The organism is Campylobacter sp. CH246 (assembly GCF_004378835.1).
GTDB classification, from domain to species: domain Bacteria; phylum Campylobacterota; class Campylobacteria; order Campylobacterales; family Campylobacteraceae; genus Campylobacter_D; species Campylobacter_D jejuni.
On sequence record NZ_RYYA01000006.1, the window covers coordinates 50,455 to 69,379 of the forward strand.

The 18,925-nt window shown below is 30.9% G+C and carries 18 protein-coding genes; 8 read left to right on the top strand and 10 right to left on the bottom strand.

From position 1 onward, the window contains the following. Nucleotides 1-43 precede the first annotated feature (43 nt). From ELQ06_RS05755 to trmA, 5 genes are read left to right on the top strand one after another with little or no spacing between them, the layout of a single operon-like run. A complete protein-coding gene (locus ELQ06_RS05755) occupies nucleotides 44-2,590 on the top strand; it encodes a bifunctional aconitate hydratase 2/2-methylisocitrate dehydratase (protein ID WP_052781852.1) in 2,547 nt (848 codons plus the stop codon). A 59-nt stretch (nucleotides 2,591-2,649) separates the two neighbouring features. After that, nucleotides 2,650-3,888 (top strand): ankyrin repeat domain-containing protein, encoded by a 1,239-nt coding sequence (locus ELQ06_RS05760; protein ID WP_052797727.1) that lies wholly within the window; start codon nucleotides 2,650-2,652, stop codon nucleotides 3,886-3,888. Next, a complete protein-coding gene (locus ELQ06_RS05765) occupies nucleotides 3,885-4,634 on the top strand; it encodes an SDR family NAD(P)-dependent oxidoreductase (protein WP_052781854.1) in 750 nt (249 codons plus the stop codon). The genes ELQ06_RS05760 and ELQ06_RS05765 overlap by 4 nt, the downstream gene beginning before the upstream one ends. Next, entirely contained in the window at nucleotides 4,631-6,364 is a 1,734-nt protein-coding gene (locus ELQ06_RS05770) for a Na+/H+ antiporter NhaC family protein (protein ID WP_052797728.1), read from the top strand. The genes ELQ06_RS05765 and ELQ06_RS05770 overlap by 4 nt, the downstream gene beginning before the upstream one ends. After that, the gene (gene trmA / locus ELQ06_RS05775; protein WP_052797729.1) at nucleotides 6,361-7,434 is read left to right on the top strand and encodes a tRNA (uridine(54)-C5)-methyltransferase TrmA; all 1,074 of its coding nucleotides are present in this window, start codon (nucleotides 6,361-6,363) and stop codon (nucleotides 7,432-7,434) included. The genes ELQ06_RS05770 and trmA overlap by 4 nt, the downstream gene beginning before the upstream one ends. Here the strand turns inward: trmA and ELQ06_RS05780 are convergent. Next, nucleotides 7,421-7,837, bottom strand: coding sequence for a hypothetical protein (locus ELQ06_RS05780; RefSeq protein WP_052781857.1), 417 nt, complete (start codon nucleotides 7,835-7,837; stop codon nucleotides 7,421-7,423). The genes trmA and ELQ06_RS05780 overlap by 14 nt on opposite strands. Nucleotides 7,838-7,955: 118 nt before the next feature. Here ELQ06_RS05780 and ELQ06_RS05785 point away from each other — a divergent pair, with 118 nt between their 5' ends. Continuing rightward, nucleotides 7,956-8,369, top strand: coding sequence for a CoA-binding protein (locus tag ELQ06_RS05785; RefSeq protein ID WP_052797730.1), 414 nt, complete (start codon nucleotides 7,956-7,958; stop codon nucleotides 8,367-8,369). Continuing rightward, the gene (gene ilvA, locus ELQ06_RS05790; RefSeq protein ID WP_052781859.1) at nucleotides 8,369-9,580 is read left to right on the top strand and encodes a threonine ammonia-lyase; all 1,212 of its coding nucleotides are present in this window, start codon (nucleotides 8,369-8,371) and stop codon (nucleotides 9,578-9,580) included. Before ELQ06_RS05785 ends, ilvA begins: the two co-directional genes overlap by 1 nt. Here the strand turns inward: ilvA and truA are convergent. The 7 genes from truA to glmU are packed head-to-tail and all read right to left on the bottom strand — an operon-like array spanning nucleotide 9,577 to nucleotide 15,823. Then, entirely contained in the window at nucleotides 9,577-10,302 is a 726-nt protein-coding gene (truA, locus tag ELQ06_RS05795; RefSeq protein WP_079460077.1) for a tRNA pseudouridine(38-40) synthase TruA, read from the bottom strand. The two genes, ilvA and truA, sit on opposite strands and share 4 nt — an antisense overlap. Continuing rightward, nucleotides 10,299-11,324: an LptF/LptG family permease gene (locus ELQ06_RS05800; RefSeq protein WP_002856798.1), complete on the bottom strand. Its 1,026-nt coding sequence runs from the start codon at nucleotides 11,322-11,324 to the stop codon at nucleotides 10,299-10,301. Before ELQ06_RS05800 ends, truA begins: the two co-directional genes overlap by 4 nt. Next, complete coding sequence (locus ELQ06_RS05805; protein WP_052793872.1) at nucleotides 11,324-12,100, bottom strand: A24 family peptidase; 777 nt, start codon at nucleotides 12,098-12,100, stop codon at nucleotides 11,324-11,326. The genes ELQ06_RS05800 and ELQ06_RS05805 overlap by 1 nt, the downstream gene beginning before the upstream one ends. Then, nucleotides 12,097-12,765, bottom strand: a complete 669-nt coding sequence (uppS, locus tag ELQ06_RS05810; protein ID WP_052781861.1) for a polyprenyl diphosphate synthase — start codon at nucleotides 12,763-12,765, stop codon at nucleotides 12,097-12,099. The genes ELQ06_RS05805 and uppS overlap by 4 nt, the downstream gene beginning before the upstream one ends. 3 nt (nucleotides 12,766-12,768) lie before the next feature. Further along, on the bottom strand, nucleotides 12,769-13,386 hold the full coding sequence (locus ELQ06_RS05815; RefSeq protein WP_052793873.1) for a hypothetical protein: 618 nt from the start codon (nucleotides 13,384-13,386) through the stop codon (nucleotides 12,769-12,771). After that, entirely contained in the window at nucleotides 13,383-14,537 is a 1,155-nt protein-coding gene (gene coaBC / locus ELQ06_RS05820) for a bifunctional phosphopantothenoylcysteine decarboxylase/phosphopantothenate--cysteine ligase CoaBC (protein ID WP_052797731.1), read from the bottom strand. Before coaBC ends, ELQ06_RS05815 begins: the two co-directional genes overlap by 4 nt. Next, the gene (glmU, locus tag ELQ06_RS05825; RefSeq protein ID WP_052797732.1) at nucleotides 14,534-15,823 is read right to left on the bottom strand and encodes a bifunctional UDP-N-acetylglucosamine diphosphorylase/glucosamine-1-phosphate N-acetyltransferase GlmU; all 1,290 of its coding nucleotides are present in this window, start codon (nucleotides 15,821-15,823) and stop codon (nucleotides 14,534-14,536) included. Before glmU ends, coaBC begins: the two co-directional genes overlap by 4 nt. Nucleotides 15,824-15,965: 142 nt before the next feature. On the opposite strand from glmU, the gene fliP reads away from it, so the two are divergent. Then, nucleotides 15,966-16,697, top strand: a complete 732-nt coding sequence (fliP, locus tag ELQ06_RS05830; protein ID WP_052797733.1) for a flagellar type III secretion system pore protein FliP — start codon at nucleotides 15,966-15,968, stop codon at nucleotides 16,695-16,697. Between the two features lie 15 nt (nucleotides 16,698-16,712). On the opposite strand, the gene ELQ06_RS05835 is transcribed toward fliP, so the two are convergent. Both ELQ06_RS05835 and ELQ06_RS05840 read right to left on the bottom strand, forming a co-directional pair. Continuing rightward, nucleotides 16,713-17,483, bottom strand: coding sequence for a transporter substrate-binding domain-containing protein (locus tag ELQ06_RS05835; protein ID WP_002859503.1), 771 nt, complete (start codon nucleotides 17,481-17,483; stop codon nucleotides 16,713-16,715). 93 nt (nucleotides 17,484-17,576) lie between these two features. Next, nucleotides 17,577-18,902: a hypothetical protein gene (locus ELQ06_RS05840; protein ID WP_052820988.1), complete on the bottom strand. Its 1,326-nt coding sequence runs from the start codon at nucleotides 18,900-18,902 to the stop codon at nucleotides 17,577-17,579. Nucleotides 18,903-18,925: the final 23 nt, after the last annotated feature.

The window sequence follows — 18,925 nt, forward strand, 5'->3', positions numbered from 1 at the left end:
CAAAGAGCTACAATTATAATAAAAAATATTTAAGGAGTAGAAAATGTCTTTTATGCAAGAATACAATAAACTTGTTGAAGAAAGAGCCGCTTTGGGTATACCACCCCTTCCTTTAAATGCAAATCAAACTAGAGAACTTTGTAAATTACTTGAAAATGAAAATAATGAAGAGCTTGCAAATCTTTTAGAAAACAGAGTAAATCCTGGTGTTGATGATGCAGCTTTAGTAAAATGTGAATTTTTAGATTCCATACTTAAAGGCAAAATCAGTGCTCCAAATATAGACAAAAAAAGAGCCTTAAGAATGCTTGGAACTATGCTAGGCGGATATAATGTTAAAGTTTTAATCGATGCCTTAAAAGATGAAAACATAGCCAAAGATGCTGCAGAAGTGTTGAAAAATATTATTTTTGTACATGATAATTTTCATACCATAGCTGAACTTAGCAAAAACAATCCACACGCTAAGGAAGTTTTACAAAGCTGGGCAAATGCGGACTGGTTTAATAAAAAAGAAAAACTACCTCAAGTGATTAAATGTATAGTTTTTAAAGTAGCAGGGGAAACAAATACTGATGATTTAAGCCCTGCAGGAGATGCTTTTACAAGAAGTGATATTCCTTTACATGCAAATGCCATGCTAAAGGTAAGACAAACAGGTTCCTTAGAAAAAATCAAAGAGCTTAAAAAAAGCGGTCGCGAAGTGGTTTATGTAGGTGATGTTGTAGGAACAGGTTCAAGTAGAAAATCAGCAATAAATTCTATACAATGGCACTTAGGAAAAGAAATAGAAGGTGTGCCAAACAAGCACAGTGGTGGTATAGTAATGGGTTCAACCATAGCACCGATTTTCTTTAACACTGCTCAAGATAGCGGGGCTTTACCTATCATCTGCGATGTAACAAACTTAGAAATGGGCGATGAGTTTGAAATTCATCCTTATGAGGGAAAAATCATAAAAAATGGCTCTACAATCGCAGAATTTACACTCAATCCAAACACTCTCTTAGATGAAGTTAGAGCAGGAGGAAGAATCCCACTTATCATAGGTCGTGGGCTTTGTGCTAAGGCTAGAGAATTTTTAGGCATGGAAAGTGAAAATATCTTTACCAAACCTGAACAACCTAAATCTTCAAGCGGTGGGTATACCTTGGCTCAAAAAATGCTAGGTCGTGCCTGTGGAGTTGAAGGTGTGCGTCCAGGTATGTATATAGAACCTATGACTTTAACTGTAGGCTCTCAAGATACCACAGGTCCTATGACTAGAGATGAAATTAAAGAACTTGCAAGCCTAGGTTTTAACGCAGACTTTGTTATGCAAAGCTTTTGCCATACAGCTGCGTATCCAAAAGTAAGCGATTCAAATTTACATAAAACCTTGCCCAATTTCATGACAAGTCGTGGTGGGGTAAGTTTAAAACCAGGTGATGGAGTTATCCACTCTTGGCTTAATCGTTTTGTATTGCCAGATACCGTAGGAACGGGTGGGGATTCTCACACACGCTTTCCTATAGGAATTTCTTTCCCTGCAGGAAGCGGACTTGTAGCTTTTGCTGCAGTTACTGGTTCTATGCCTTTAAATGTCCCTGAAAGTGTTTTAGTACGTTTTAGTGGAGAATTACAAGCTGGAGTTACCTTAAGAGATTTGGTTAATGCTATACCTTATTATGCAATCAAACAAGGACAACTTACCGTTGAAAAGAAAAATAAGAAAAATATTTTTGCAGGAAAAATTTTAGAAATAGAAGGCTTGCCAAACTTAAAAGTCGAACAAGCTTTTGAACTCAGTGATGCAAGTGCTGAAAGATCTGCAGCTGCTTGTAGTGTAGATTTAAGCATAGAAAGTGTAAGCGAATATATCAAATCCAATATTTCTTTAATTGAAGCTATGATAGAAGCAGGATATGAGAATAAAGCTACCCTTGCTAGAAGAGCTGAAAAAATGAGAGAATGGCTTAAAAACCCTACTCTTTTAAGAGCAGATAAAGATGCAAAATACGCTTATATTATAGATATTAATCTTAATGACATTAAAGAGCCAATCCTAGCTTGTCCAAATGACCCTGATGATGTGGCAACCTTAAGCGAAATTTTAGCCGATGATAAGCGTCCAAAAAATATAGATGAAGTTTTTGTAGGTTCTTGTATGACAAACATAGGACATTATAGAGCTTTGGGAGAAATTTTAAAAGATAAAGGCATACTTAAAACCAGACTTTGGGTAGTGCCTCCAACAAAAATGGATAAAGCACAACTTACCAATGAAGGTTATTACAGCATCTTTGGCGCAGCAGGTGCTAGAATAGAAGTTCCTGGTTGTTCTTTGTGTATGGGTAATCAAGCTAGAGTAAATGATGGAGCTGTAGTTTTCTCAACTTCTACAAGAAATTTTGACAACCGTATGGGAATGGGTGCTAAAGTATATTTAGGCAGTGCAGAACTTGCGGCAGTTTGTGCGATTTTGGGTAAAATTCCAAGCAAGGAAGAATACTTACAAATTGTTAGCGAAAAACTAAGTGATGAGCATAAGGCAAATATCTATAGATATTTAAATTTTAATGAGATTGAAAATTTCAAACTTGAAAATTAATTCAAATTTAATACTTATTTGGATTAAATAACAAAATTAAAATTTTCAAAGGAAAAATATTGAAGTTATTATTCACTTCCTTTTGTTGTTTTGCAAGTTTAATGGCTAGTGATGCCATTAACTGCAACAACATTAAAAATAATAAAACATTACTAAATGAAAGTTCAAATTTAGATTATTTAAATATAGCTTCAAGCTGTAAAGAATCTTTAAAAAATCAAGATTTTACAAAAAAACTCTATGCAATTTCCAATGAAATTCGCGGAAGCAATAGCTCTTGTAATGGTATGGCTTATTTGCCAAAATTACAACAATTTGATTTTTTATTATTAAAAATAGCTATCGATCCCATCGCTTATCAAAAAACTTTAGATACACCTGAGAATTTAGAAAAAAAATATGATATTTTAAAATCTTATTTTAGATATTGGGCATATCAAAGCATAGGAAATTTTAGACTTTACAAAGCTTTTTGGAAAGAATATAACAATGCTATAGAACCTTTAGAAAAGTATTTTGAAAGTAATTTTAATTTTGATAAAGGTAGTAATATTTACTATACTAGCAATGCCTTAAACGAATTTTTAAATTGGGCTGTTGGCGAAACAAAAATTTACAAAGACATTAGTCCTTTAGCAAAAATCATGTCAAATAAAAATTATTCAGTATCTTATATACAAGATTTTATTTTTTCAAATAATCCAAGCCAAGATGACCTTACTATAGCCTTGCAAGCAGCGCTTCTAAATCAAAGAGAAAAAGAAATTTTAGAACTTTTGATTCGTTTTGGTGCTAGGATTGACGAAGGTTATGAAAGTGCTATTTTTTACGCATTGGAAAATTATGAAAATACAAACTTTTTAATCCAAAATGGAGCAAATGTTAATCAAGCCAATGCCTTTGGAAAAACCCCACTTTTTTATGCCATAGAGTTTAATCGTCTTGATATCATAAAACTACTTCTTGATAATGGAGCAAATGTTAATCAAAAATATATTAATAACAATGAAAAATTAGCATTAAGTGCGAACATAGGTTCAAATACGCCTTATTTTATTACATTTTGCGCTCTAGAGCACACTTCAAAAAATGTTTTAATGCATGCTGCAGCCTATGGAAATATTGAAATTTTAAAACTTCTTATTTCAAAAGGAGCAAATTTTAATGCTGTTGATGATCTTGGTTTTAATGCACTTGACTTTGCGCTAGCAGCAGGTAAAAAAGAAAATGCTGATTATCTAAAAAGCTTGGGTTTAAAAGCAAACGAAAATCTATTTTACGGAGGTAGTTTAGAATGAAAACCGCATTTATTACAGGAGCTAGTTCAGGTTTTGGTAGAGCTTGCGTTGAAGCTTTTATACAAGAAGGCTACAAAGTAATCGCCCTTGCTAGACGCAAAGAGCGTCTAGCAGAGTTAAAAAATGCCCACAAAGATAAGATTTACACGCTTTGCATAGATGTAAGAAATCAAAAAGAAATCTTTGAGGCTATTGAAAATTTACCCAAAGAATTTCAAGAAATTGATGTGCTTTTTAATAATGCAGGTTTAGCTTTAGGGGTAGATGAATTTGATAAATTAAACCTTGAAGATATTAACACTATGGTAGATACAAACATCAAAGGATTTTTATATGTTGCAAAAGCTATTATTCCTATACTTCGTAAACAAAAAAATGCTTATATTTTTAACTTAGGTTCGGTTGCAGGAAGAAATCCTTATTTTGGAGGCAATGTGTATTGTGGAACCAAAGCTTTTGTAGGACAATTTTCATTGGCCTTAAGAAATGATCTTAGAGGAAGCAATATCAAAGTAACAAACATTGCTCCAGGACTTTGCAAAACTGAATTTAGTGAAGTGCGTTTTAAAGGAGATATCCAAAAAGCTGATGCAGTCTATGAAAATACGCAATTTATCAGTGCTAATGATATTGCCAAAGTGGTAATGTCTATTATTAACCTACCAAGCCATATTAATGTTAATGAAATCGAGCTTATGCCGGTAACACAAACTTGGAATGGATTTTATATAGAAAGAAATGAATGAATAAATTTTTAGTTTTATTATTTTTACCTTTAGTTACATTTGCAAACTCCTCAGAAGCAGCTGCAAATGCTAATTTATTTGGAGCTTTTACGCTTATACCACCTTTAGTTGCTATTGCTTTAGCCTTTATCACAAAAGATGTTATTTTATCGCTCTTTACTGGAGTTTTAAGTGGAACTTTTCTACTTAGCCTTTCTGCAAATATTTTTAAAGCACAACATTTAACTTTTGTAAATTATTACAATACTGCGGTAGAATCTTTTTCAAAAATTATTTCCTATATCTTAGGTTCAACTTCAGATCCAGTAAATGCAGGAATCATTTTACAAATTCTTTGTATAGGTGGTCTTGTGGCACTTATCACAAAAATGGGAGGTGCAAAAGCTGTAGCATTAAAATTTGCCAAAAGAGCCAAATCAGCTGTATCAGCTCAAGTTAACACTTGGTTTTTAGGGCTTTTAATATTTTTTGATGATTATGCTAATTTACTAATCGTAGGTCCAATTATGCGTCCTTTGGCAGATAAATTTAAAATTTCTCGTGAAAAATTTGCCTTTATTATCGACTCTACCGCAGCTCCTGTGGCAGGAATAGCTGTAATTTCTACTTGGATAGGCTTAGAAGTTTCTTTAATTAAAACCGCTTATGAACACATAGGCATTAGCGATATTAGTGCTTTTGGAATTTTTGTCGAAACCATACCTTATCGTTTTTATAATATCTTCATGCTTTTTTTTGTAGTCATGACTGCAATCATGGGACGTGAGTTTGGTTCTATGTACAAGGCTGAAGTGCGTGCAAGAACCACAGGACAAATTGCACCTCTACCTAAATCAGGCGCACTAGATACCGCTGAATTAGAAGATCAGTTTTTAGCGCCAAAAGAAGGTATTAAAATTCGTGCTTTTGATGCTATTGTTCCTATTTTTACTTTAATCATTTTAGCTATATCAGGATTTTATTTTAATGGACTTAGCGCTTTAGAAGGTGAAGAACTTGCAAAAGCAAGTGCCAATCCTTTGTCTTTTGAAACTTTTAGGGCTGCTTTTGGAAATGCTGATTCTTCTGTGGTGTTATTCCAAGCTGCTTTGTTTGCTGCTATTGTAGCGATTTTTATCGGGGTGCGTCGTAAAATTTTCAATCTTAAAGAAGCGGTAGAAACTTGGATATATGGCTGGAAAACCATGATTTTTACCATAGTATTGCTTTTATTTGCTTGGTCACTTTCAAGCATAGTAAAAGATCTAGGGACTTCTTTATTTATCACTAGTTTACTTGCAGATAAATTGCCTGAGTTTATTTTACCTGCTACTATTTTTGCTTTTGCTTCAGCCATTTCTTTTGCCATAGGAACAAGCTATGGAACTATGGGGATTTTAATGCCTTTGGCTGTACCTTTAGCTCATGAAATCGCCAAAATCAATGGCATGGATGCAAACGCTATGCATCATTATATGGTCATTAATATAAGTTGCGTTTTAACAGGTGCGATTTTTGGAAATCATTGCTCACCAATTTCAGATAATGTAATCCTTTCGTCTATGAGTGCAAAATGCGATCATATGGAGCATGTAAGAACACAAATTCCTTATGCTTTATTTATCTGTGGTATTTCTTTAATCGCTGGATATATTCCTGTATCTTTAGGACTTAGCGTTTGGTTTGTCTTGCCTTTAAATTTCATACTTATTGCGCTTTTACTAAGACTCATCGGAAAGAAAGTTCCATGAGTCTTGAAAATTTTGGAAATTTTCTCACTTTAGATCAAAAACACTCTTTCATAAAAAAATATTTTAAAGAATTTTATACAAAGGATTTTAAACTTTTTGCCTCAAAAGATAAACATTATCGCACAAGAGCTGAACTTTCATTTTATCATGAAAACGATACGCTTTTTTATGCAATGTTTGATCCAAAAAGCAAAAAAAAGTACATTATAGAATATTTAGATTTTGCTGATGAAAAAATTTGTGCTTTTATGCCAAAACTTCTAGAATACTTGCGACAAGATGATAAATTAAAAGAAAAACTTTTTGGTGTAGAATTTTTAACCACAAAACAAGAACTTAGCGTAACTTTACTCTATCATAAAAATATAGAAGACATAAAGTCAAATTTAGAAATTTTAAGCAATAATCTTCATATCAACCTTATAGCAAGAAGTAAAGGCAAAAAACTTATTTTTAAAACAGAAAATCTAAGACAAACTTTAAATATTCAAGATAGAAAAATATTTTATGAATTTAACAACGATTGTTTTATTCAACCTAATACTGCTATAAATGAAAAAATGATTACTTGGGTGTGTGAAATTTTAAATACTCAAAAAAGAATGGATTTACTTGAGCTTTACTGTGGATATGGAAATTTTACTTTAGCTTTAGCACCATTCTTTTTTAAAGTTTTAGCCACCGAAATTTCAAAAAGTAATATTAATTTTGCTTTAAAAAATTGCGAGCTTAACAATACAACAAATATCCACTTTGCAAGACTTTCAAGCGAAGAATTAAGTCTTGCTATCAAAAAAGAAAGAGAATTTTTTCGTTTAAAAGATATTCGATTGGATGATTTTAATTTCTCTCATGTTTTAGTTGATCCACCCCGTGCAGGACTTGATAAAAGCGTAATCGACTTAATAAAAAAATATGAAAATATTATTTATATTTCTTGCAATCCTATCACTTTAAAAGAAAATTTAAAAGAATTAAGCCGAACACATAAAGCGGAAGAGTTTGCTCTTTTTGATCAATTTGTCAATACTCCACATCTTGAATGTGGAGTATTTCTTAGCAAGGTATAAAAAAATAATTCATTAATTTAGCCAGTATTACTATTGCAATACAAAGCACAAATACAAAAGGGTGGATAAAAGCACCAAGTGGGTTTTTCTTCTTTAATATAAAATGACAAAATAAAGAAAAAACAACTAAAAATAAAATTCCAAAAGCCAAAATAATTTTTACAGCAAAAAGTAAATTTAAAGGTTTAAAATGAAAACCTGCCAAAGCACCTCCACTTAAAAAAAGCAAAAGAACAACAAAAGGCATTATTTTAACTCCAGTAGCACTAAAAAGACTTTTGTCAAAATTAGGATTTTTCTTTTTAACTACACCCAAAACAAATACATCAACAAACAAATAACCTATAAACAAAATAGCACAAAGAAGATGGATTGTTAAAGTATATGGATAAAATTCTTCCATTTTTCCCTCCTTATTAAACTTCGGAATTTGCTATATTATAACACTTTTTTCATTTTTTGAATTCACTTTAGTTAATTTTTTAATCATTTAAGATAAAATACCAAAACAAAGGTTAACAATGAACGAAAAAGAAACTATCTCTTATATTATAAATACAAGTAAAAATATTGTCATATTTGCTTTAAGTCCAGATAAGACAAAAGCTTCTTATAGGGTAGCAGAATTTTTACAAAGAAAAAATTATAAAATTTTTCCTATTTATCCTAAAGAAGAGTTTATTTTAAATGAAAAAGTTTATAGAAATTTAGATCAAATAGAAGAAAAAATCGATACACTTATACTTTTTAGAAAAGGTGAAGTGGCGCTAGAAATTCTTCCTAAGCTTGTTGAAAAAAATATTAAAAACCTATGGCTTCAACTTGGTATTAGTAATGAAACAGCCAAAGAAGAATGTAAAAAATTAGATATAAATTTTATACAAAATCGTTGCATTATGCTAGAATATCCGCATTTTAAAACAAGGGAAAAATAGTGTTAGAACTTAATAAAATTTACAAAGCAAAACAACAAATTTCAGGGTTTGTAAACAAAACTCCTTTCATATACTCTTCTTTTTTAAGTGATATTTGTCAAAGTGAAATTTATCTTAAAAATGAAAATTTACAAATTACAGGTGCTTATAAAATTCGTGGAGCTTATAATAAAATAGCCAATCTTAGTGTTGAACAAAAACAACATGGAGTCATTGCCGCAAGTGCGGGAAACCATGCTCAAGGCGTGGCCATTAGTGCAAAAAAATTTGGCATTAAAGCAGTTATCGTAATGCCAGAATCCACTCCACTCTTAAAAGTTTCTGCTACAAAAGCCTTAGGAGCAGAGGTGATACTCAAAGGGGATAACTTTGATGAAGCCTATGCTTTTGCAACCTCTTATGCTAAAGAAAATAATCTTAGCTTTATCCATCCTTTTGAAGATGAATTTGTAATGGCAGGACAAGGAACTTTAATGCTTGAAATGCTTGATGAAATAAGCGATCTTGATATGATTATCGCACCTGTTGGAGGCGGAGGACTTATAAGCGGTATCGCAAGTACAGCTAAACAAATCAATCCAAACATTAAAATCATCGGAGTTGGAGCCAAAGGAGCTCCTGCAATGTATGAAAGTTTTCATGCTAAAAAAATCAAAAATGCAAAAAGCGTACGCACTATAGCCGATGGTATTGCTGTGCGCGATGCAAATCCTATTAATTTTAACATTATTTTAGAATGTGTAGATGATTTTATCCAAGTTGATGATGAAGAAATAGCTAATGCGGTATTGTTTTTACTCGAAAAACATAAGATCATAGTTGAAGGTGCAGGAGCTGCAAGTGTAGCTGCTCTGCTTCATCAAAAAATAAATACACAAAATCATAGAAAAATTGGCGTAGTTTTAAGCGGAGGTAATATCGATGCACAAATGCTAAATATCATCATAGAAAAAGGTTTATTTAAATCTTACAGAAAAATGCAAATTCATGTTACTTTAGTAGATAAACCTGGGGCATTATTACACCTTACAGACAGCTTAAAAATAGCCAATGCAAATATAGTAAAAATCGACTATGATAGATTTTCTACCAAGCTTGATTATGGTGATGCGATGATTTCAATTACCCTAGAAACCAAAGGTAAAGAACATCAAGAAGAAATAAGAAAAATTTTAACCCAAAAGGCTTTTAATTTCTATGAAAGTTTTTAATAACATATACGGCTTAAATAAAGCCCATTTGGCGGTGCTAAAAAGTGATTGTATTGCTTTTTAGCCTCAATCTGTTCTTTGAGTTCTTTTTCACTCATTTTTCCTTCTAAAACCTTTAAAACACTTGCTACACTTAATCTAATTTGCCCTCTTAAAAAACCATTGGCTTTAAAATGAAAAATGCTAAAATCTTTATAAGCATAAGCTCTAGCAATAAAAATTTCTCTTAAAGTCGTTTTATTATCCCCTCCACTTTTGCAAAAAAACTTTAAATCCTTTTTTCCTACAAAAAAACCCAAAAGCTCATTAGCTTTACCTAGGTCAAATTTAGGATAAAAATGTACATAAGAAGCCATAAAAGGACTATAAGAAGAGTGAGAAAATATATAGCGGTATTCTCTACTTTTTACATCAAATCTTACCTCAAAATCATCTTTTACTTTTTCAATTTTTTTGATATGGATAAAAGGATGGGAAAATTTATTAAGTTGTTTTTGAAGATATTCTAAATTTATAAAATGATCTCCACATTCTACACTAGCTACAGCATAGCTTGCATGCACTCCTTTATCTGTACGAGAAGCCATCAAAAGAGGTGAAAAAATACCCAAATGCGATAAGGCCCCACTTAAAGCATCTTGAACACCTTTTTTATGAGGCTGAGTAGCAGAACCTAAAAAAGCAGAGCCATCATAAGAAAATATAATTTTTATTTTCATCAATATCGACTCAAAATCATTTTCTTAAAACAATAAGCCGAAACAAATAAACTTAAAGAAAAAATTCCAAGACAAGCCAAAATTGGAGGTTGAGAAAAAGAACTTAAAAGTCCAAAATATATAGCAATCACTCCAAACATACCTAAATACACATAGCCTTTTTCATAACGATAAGTAACCAAACCAAAACAAAGTGCAAAAAGCGTACTAGCAAGTGGAAACAAGGCTATAGTTGTATAAATCACAAATTCTCTTGCTCTTTGTGGATTTTCGTTTAAATCATTCCAGTATTCATAAAATTTCTTTGTTTGAAGATTGTCTGTATTAAACTGAGTATTTACTACTAAAGTGTCAAATTCTCCACTAAAAATACTTTGACCTTGCTCAAAATTATACATTTTGCCTTGATTTAAGCTAAAAGCAAAGCTATCATCTTTTCTTTGCACATGCGCTTCTTTGGCTATGATAAGTTGTTCTTTATCATCTGCTTTATGTTTAGGGCGATACATAATTATGTTTTCATACTTATCACTATCTTGTTTTTCTATAAAAATCATCCAGTCTAAAAATTTTTGTCCAAATTCTCCTGTTTTATAGTTAAATTTCACTTGAGTGCTTTTATAGTTTACAAAGTTATCCTGAAGTTCAAATACTATAGGTATCATTACCAAAGCCACAACAAGCATAAAAGCACTAATCAAGCTTGCAATTTTAAGGAAAAATTTTGCCAAAATCATTGGTGAAAATCCCAAAGTAAAAAGCACTATGCTTTCATTTTCCTTAGAAAGCCTAAACAAAGCCAAAGTTAAAGAAATAAAAAAAGATATAGGCAAGGTAAAAATTAAAATTCTAGGCAACATAAACCCATAAAGCTTTAAAAGATCCAAAAAACTAATCTCTATACTTGAAGTAAGTTTTGCAAGTTGAATAAAAAACACCATAGATACAATAGCAAAAAGTACGAAAAATATAGACAAATTGGTACTTAAAAATTGATTTAAAACATATCTTAAACTAAGCTTCATTAGAATAATCCTAAGTTTTTATAAAATAAAACTGCCACAAAAGCGATATTTAAAAAGGGTATCATAGCAAGTTCTTGCTCTTTTATTGCTTTAATTCTAAAAAAAATAAAAAAAGGCAAAGTCAAAATAGAAGCTATAAATAATACTAAAAATCCATACTCAAAACCTAAAATTCCACCTATACAAGACATAATAATAATATCAGCATCACCCAAATTTTCTAAAATTTCATCTTTTTTTTGGAAATTCATTAGAAAAAAAACCAAACTTTTTAATAAAAAAACAAATCCTCCAAAACTAAAAGCATTTAGTAAAAAACCTCCACTAAACTCTTTAAAAATCAAAAAATGTAAAATTTCACTTTCCCTAAAGGCGTAAAAAAAAGCAAATAAAAAAGCACTCCAAAGTAAAATTTGTGGTACGGCTTTGAGTTTAATATCAATTAAAGAAAGCAAGAAAAGATTAAATAAAAATAGAGATAAAAATAAAAAATCATAAAAATTTTGACTTAAAGAATAAACCAAAATAAGCAAAATTGCGCCTAAAATTTCATTGATTAACAAAGAAATAGGCAAATGACATTTACAAGTTTGACATTTTGCCTTTAAAAAAATATAAGAAAAAATAGGAATAAGTTCATAGTATTTTAATTTTGTATCACAAGAAAAACAAAAAGAGCGCGAGATAAAAAGGGGCTTTTTTTCAATTATCCTACTTGCCAAACTTGTGCAAAAAGAACCCAAACAAGCCCCTAGAATTATTATGAAAAATATCATTTTCCAAAAGTTCTTTCTCTATTTCTAAATTCTTTAATAATCCTTTTAAATTCTCTCTTGGTAAGAGATGGAAATAAAGTTTCACTAAAATAAATTTCAGCATATGAACACTGCCAAAGTAAGAAATTTGAAAGTCTTTTAGCGTTTCCAACGCGAAGCATCAAATCCACATCTAAAGGTAAATCTAAATTTTGCGTTAAATTTTCTTCATTTAGCTCAAGTTTTTTTTCAATCACACGCTTAGCAGCTCTTATAATCTCATCTCTTGCACCATAACTTATAGCCAAATTAACACAAAGTGCGTCACAATGCTTTGTTTTTTCTTCAACTAAGGTAATTTTTTCTCTTACTTTATCTTCCAAACGCGATAAATCACCTATAGCTCTTAAACGCACATTATTTTTTTCAAATTTTTCTAAAGCTTCATCTAAACAACGATCTAAAAGTTCAAAAATAAAATCAATTTCATCTTTAGGACGCTTCCAATTTTCCGTACTAAAAGCAAAAAGGCTTAAATTTGAAATATTTTCTTCTATGCAAACTTCCATCAATTTTTGCATAGTTTTGACTCCTTGGGAATATCCAAGTTTTGCCAAAAAACCCTTAGCCCTAGCCCAGCGCCTATTGCCATCCATAACAACAGCAAGGTGTTTTAATTCATTCATTTTTCATCCTTTAAAATCAAAAAGCCTTTTGAAAACAAACAAAGGTTCAATCTTGTTTTCTTGCAATACATTAAAATCTAAATGTTCGTTTAAAAATTTTTGCACCTTGGCAAAAGGTGTAAAAACACTAATGCCTTGCGAGTCTATTAAAATTTTTAAAGCTCCAAAAACACTAAAATATAAGTAAATTTCTAAATATTTTGCTCTTTTACGCATTTGAAACAAGCAAGATTTATTTTCAAAGCTAAAAGGAATATGATAAATATTTTCAAAACTTGCAAAAAGCATTTCTTTTAATATCTGATAACGCTCTATATCTTTACAATCTAAAAGATTTTGTATAATGAATTTTTTATAAGAAATTTTATCCTCTAAAATAGCGATTATCAAAGCCAATCCCTCTTCAAAAGGTTTAAAATTAGGACGCTTTGAAAGATGTTTAAATTGTATAACTCCACCATTTTGCATATAAAGTTCAGCTAAATATTCAGCACCAATTTCAAGCTCTATCATGCTTTTGGTTTGAATCTTTTTGTGATTTAACAAAAGCGTATAATGCCCATAGCCTGATTTAGCCAAAACTTTCATTTGTATGGGCAAGGTAGAATTAATCATACTCATAATTTTTCACACCATTTTACTAATTCAAATGCCAATTTTTCTTTGCTTTGCAAAGTGCTTTTATTTTCATTGTTTAAAGTGATAAAATAAAGCTCATTTTGATCACTTCCAAAATAATTTTTTTGATCAATGATATTAAGACAAACCATATCAAGTTGCTTATCTTTTAAAGATTTTTTCGCATTTTCTAAGGCATTTTGAGAATCAAATTCCATCTTAAAACCTATCTTTTTGCCTTGAAATTTGCAAGTTTTAAGCAAATCTTCGTTTAAAGATAAATATAAATTTAAACCCTGTAAATGCTCATTTTTTTTAATTTTCCCTTTTATACCTTGAGGGATAAAATCACTCACTGCAGCTGTCATAATCAAAAAGTCATGGCTTAAATTTTTATCCAAAAGCTCCTTTAAATCCTTAGAACTTTCAAATTTGCAAAGCTCATAAGGCGTATCAAATTCCACAGAGCTTAAAAGTTTTACTCTAGCTCCTAAAAAATAAAAAGCATCGGCTATGGCTTTTGCCATTTTTCCACTTGAAAAATTACTCACACAACGCACATCATCGATTCTTTCCCTTGTGCCACCACCTGTGATAACTACACTTCTATCACACCAAAACTTTTCTTTTAAAAGTTCTCTTTTGGTGATATTAAAAATATCCTTAACTTCAGCTAAGGCTCCTACGCCTTCATCTTTACAAGCTAAAACTTTACAAATAGGCTCTATAATCAAAGCTTTATTTTCTTTAAGTATCTTTAAAGAATTTTGCGTGCTAAAATGATGAAACATATTTGTATTTGCCGCAGGAGCTATGATAAGAGGTTTATTTGCTGCGATTAAGGTTTGGATAAAAAGATTATCCGCTATACCAAAAGCAAGTTTATTGATAGAATTAACACTTGCAGGGGCAAATAAAACAAGATCTACATCCTTGCTAAAAGCTATGTGATTGTTTGAATTTTGCCAACTTTCATTTTCCTCGCATAAAATCTCATCAGTTAAGGCTTCAAAACTCATTTTGCTAGCAAATTTTAACAAACCATTAGAAAGCAAAACTTTCACCCTAAAGCCTTCTTTTTTAAACAAAGAAATAAGCTCATAAGATTTATAAAAAGCTATACTGCCGCTAATGGCTAAAAGTATGGTTTTCATTTTTGAAATTTCTTATAATAATAATCTTTTACTATCTTATGCCCTGTTCTATTGATAAATAAAGCACCTTTTTCTACATTGACACTTACTGTGCTTCCTGCTGCTATGATCACTTCATCTTCGATTTTTACAGGTGCGATAAATTGCGTATCCGAACCTACAAAAACATTTTTTCCTATGATGGTTTTATGCTTTTTTACCCCATCATAATTACATGTAATAGTCCCACAGCCTATATTGGTTCCACTATCTATCTCACAATCTCCCAAATAGCTCAAATGCCCTGCTTTTACGGTATTTAACTTTGCATTTTTGCATTCTACAAAATTTCCTATATGAGTGTTTTTTAACTCACAATTTGGACGCAAATGTGCCAAAGGCCCTACATCGCTATTTTCTACGATGGAATTTTCTATCACGCTTGAACTTTTAATGATAGAGTTTATAATCTTACTTTTGCCCTCTATCCTTACATTTTCATATACTTCACATTCACCTACAAATTCAACATCTGCACCTATAAAAGTGCTTTGCGGTAAATGAAAAATCACACCCTGTTGCATCCAGTATTTTTTAATTTTTTCTTGCATGAAATTTTCAGCTATACTGAGTTCAAATTTATCATTAATCCCCATAAATTCATCTTCATCTACAAAAACCGCTTTAATCATCACATCTTTTTCTTTTGCTAGTTTTACAATGTCGGTTAAATAATACTCTTTTGCCGCATTATTGTTATCAATCAAAGGTAAAAGCTCTTTTAAAAGCCTCGAGTCAATCACATAAACCCCAGCATTGCAAGTATTTATCTCTTTTTCTTGTGTATTTGCATCTTTAAATTCAACAATTTTTTCAACGCTATCGTTTTTTATCACCACTCTGCCATAACTTTTAGGATCTCTTGCTTTAAAAACTGCTAGATTTAATTTTGCATTATTACTCAACAAAGCTTCCAAACTTGTTTGCTCAACCAAAGGCATATCGCCACAAAGAATCAACACTCTTTCATTTTTAGGCTCAAACCCCCTTAAAGCTCCCGCAGTTCCTGGATAATTTTGCAAGTCTTGCTCTAAAATTTGTGTTTTTGGAAAGTGTTCTAAAATTTCTTTTTCAACGCGTTCTTTTTGATGCGATAAAACTACACTTACATCATCACTTAAAGCAAAAGCCTTTTTTAAAATGTGTAAAATCATACTTTTTTGACAAAGCTCTTGCAAAACCTTTGGCTTTTGTGATTTCATTCTAGTGCCTAATCCTGCCGCTAAAATCAAAATAGAAGTTTTCATTTTTTACCTTTGTTATTAAGAAGTCTAAAAGACTATTTTAGCAGTTTAAAGTTAAAATCCTAATACCCTTAAACTAGTTTTTAGTCATCAAAAGATAAAATTTAAATTTCTTTAGTAAAAAACAAAAAAAGGTTTTTAAATTTTGAAAAAAATATTATTATTTTTACTTTTAAGCATGAGCTTATTTGCTGAAGCAACTATCCCTACAGTAAATTTAAGCTTAAGTGCACCCAATACACCTAATCAGCTTGTTACTACTTTAAATATAGTGATTGTTTTAACCATACTCGCGCTCGCTCCAAGTATAGTTTTTGTTATGACTTCTTTCTTGCGTCTTATTGTGGTATTTTCATTTTTGCGACAAGCTATGGGGACGCAAAGTATGCCACCTAACACTATTTTAGTAACCTTGGCTTTAATTTTAACTTTTTTTATCATGGAACCTGTAGCTACAAAATCCTATAATGAAGGTATAAAACCTTATTTAGCAGAAAAAATAGGCTATGAAGAGGCTTTTATAAAAGGAGCAAAGCCTTTTAAAGATTTTATGCTTAAAAATACTCGCGAAAAAGATTTAGCCCTTTTTTATCGCATACGCAATCTACCCAATCCCAAAACCATAGATGATGTTCCCCTTACGGTTTTAGTTCCTGCTTTTATGATTTCAGAGCTTAAAACCGCTTTTGAAATAGGGTTTTTAATCTACCTGCCCTTTTTAGTCATAGATATGGTTGTAAGCTCAGTTTTAATGGCTATGGGTATGATGATGCTACCTCCTACTATGATCTCTTTACCTTTTAAACTCTTAATTTTTGTATTAGTGGATGGATGGAATTTGCTAGTGCAAAGGCTTGTGGAAAGCTTTGTAACCTAAGAAGGAAAATCCTTCTTAGAAAAAGAATTCTAAATTATTCTTTTTAAAAGTATCTTTAACATCTTTAAGATATTTTTCTCCTAAAGAATCAAAAAGCCCATCTTTTTTGCTTTCTGCAATAAATTCATCAAGCTCTTTTTTAAGTTCTGCATTGCCTTTTTGCACTGCTATACCCCAAAACTCAGGATTTTCTTGAAAAGGTGCCAAAATGGCTCTAGTTGTATCTTGATGTTTTTGCCAAGTGCGATAAATCGTAAGTTGATCATAAAAAAATCCATCAGCCTTACCTTGAATCACTTCCAAAATAGCAGCATTTTCTTTATCAAATAAATTAATAGTTGCATTTTTTAAATTTTTAACCGCATATAAATGCCCTGTAGAACCACGCTTTAAAGCCAAAACTTTGCCCTTTTTATCTAAATCTTTGATATTTGTAATATCAGAGTTCAAAGGAGTTAAAATAGCCAAATTTGCCTTAGCATAAGGAATGCTAAAATCCACCACTTTCTTTCTCTCATCGGTAATTGTCATAGAAGACATGATAAGATCTATCTTGGCTGTTTTTAAAGCAGGTATCAAACCATCCCAAGCGATATTTTTTACTACAAGTTTATAGCCGTTTTTCTTTGCAAAAGCTTCTAAAAAATCCACACTAATTCCACTTGCTTTGCCTGTTTTATCGCTCATTTCAAAAGGCGGATATCCAAGCTCCATTCCTACAACCAAATCTTTTGCACTCAAATTTAAAGCAAAAAAAGAGATAAAAATCAAAATAATTTTTTTCATAATTTCCTTTCAAAATTTTTTGTAAAAAAATTATACTAATTTTATCTTATTTTGTTATTAGCAATTTGTTTCAAACTTAAAAAATTAAAACTTCTAAACCCTAGTTTGTCCTATAAGATTATTTAATCTATCCATTATAGAATCAGCGTAGGAATTAATGGTGCTAGGTTTTGCTTTCCAGCCATTAGCAAGAGCTTGTTTAATCTCAGCATCTAAAGCCCAATTACCTATAGCAGATTCTTTAGGAATGTTATTTTCATACATATAAAGTTGCCCTTCTAATTTTCCATTTTTACTAGCTAGATATTTAAATAGACTTGCAAAATCTACTTTGCCTGTCATAATATCACCTATATCTACACTAGTAGTTGAAAAACTCTCTTTAGCCATAGCTGTATTGTAAGCTTCTGCTTTTGGATTAAGTGTGGTTTTTAGACTCTCAACAGGTTGTCCACCTTGAGATTTTAAAAAACTCATAAACAAAGTTTCTTTAGAATAGCTTCCATCTTCATTTTGTGGATAAACTGACATATCAGGATTAAATTGCCAATCTTCACCTTTAGAAACATTTTTGATTTCTTCTAAGGATAAACCTAAAGTTTTAGGCAATAATCCATCAATCATATATCCAGAATCAGCCCAAAGATCATTAGCTTCTTTTGCTTGTTCAGGGGTTTTATAAATATTTGAAATTAAAGAATTTGAAAAATCTTTTAAACCTGTAATATTCATTCTATTGCTTGGATCATTAAAGTCCATCCATTGCGTTCCACTTACACCATAACCACTAGGCATAGAATTTATATCTGCTTCACTAAAACTTGTTTTATCATTTGGAAAACTTTGACCTAAAGCATTAGAAAAAAGATTATAATATTGTTTTATGGTTTCAGCCATATCTATATTAGTATAATACTCGCTTACGCCTAAGTATTCTTTTGTACTTGAAACAACAGGATCATTTTCGGCAGCTTTTTTAATCTCATCCAAAGTAGATTTATGTATCTTAAAATCATTTGGCAATCCTGCGGCTTTGTTAAAATCACTTCCCATATAACCATCTTTATCTACACTATAACCATAGGCTGTATCAGTGCTTAAATCTACTTGTTTATATTTTAGAGTATAAATAGAGTTTTTAAATTCACTTGATATATCATAATTAGGAGAATTTGTTTTACTACTTATACTAAAATTAGTATTATTGCTAGTATTTGTTGTATTAGTAGAATTTAATACTTCGCTTCTTGCTAAAGTTTGTGAATTTGCATTTTGAATTTCATTTAATTTACTAGCATTTTGTTTTAAAAAAGAATTAGCAAAACTTATTTTAGAATTTTCTTTACTTTCTTTATTAGCTTTTGCTTGTGAAAGTATAGAAGTATAGTTTGAGTTATCATTGATGCTAAAGATACTCATATTAATTCCTTAATTTAGATTTT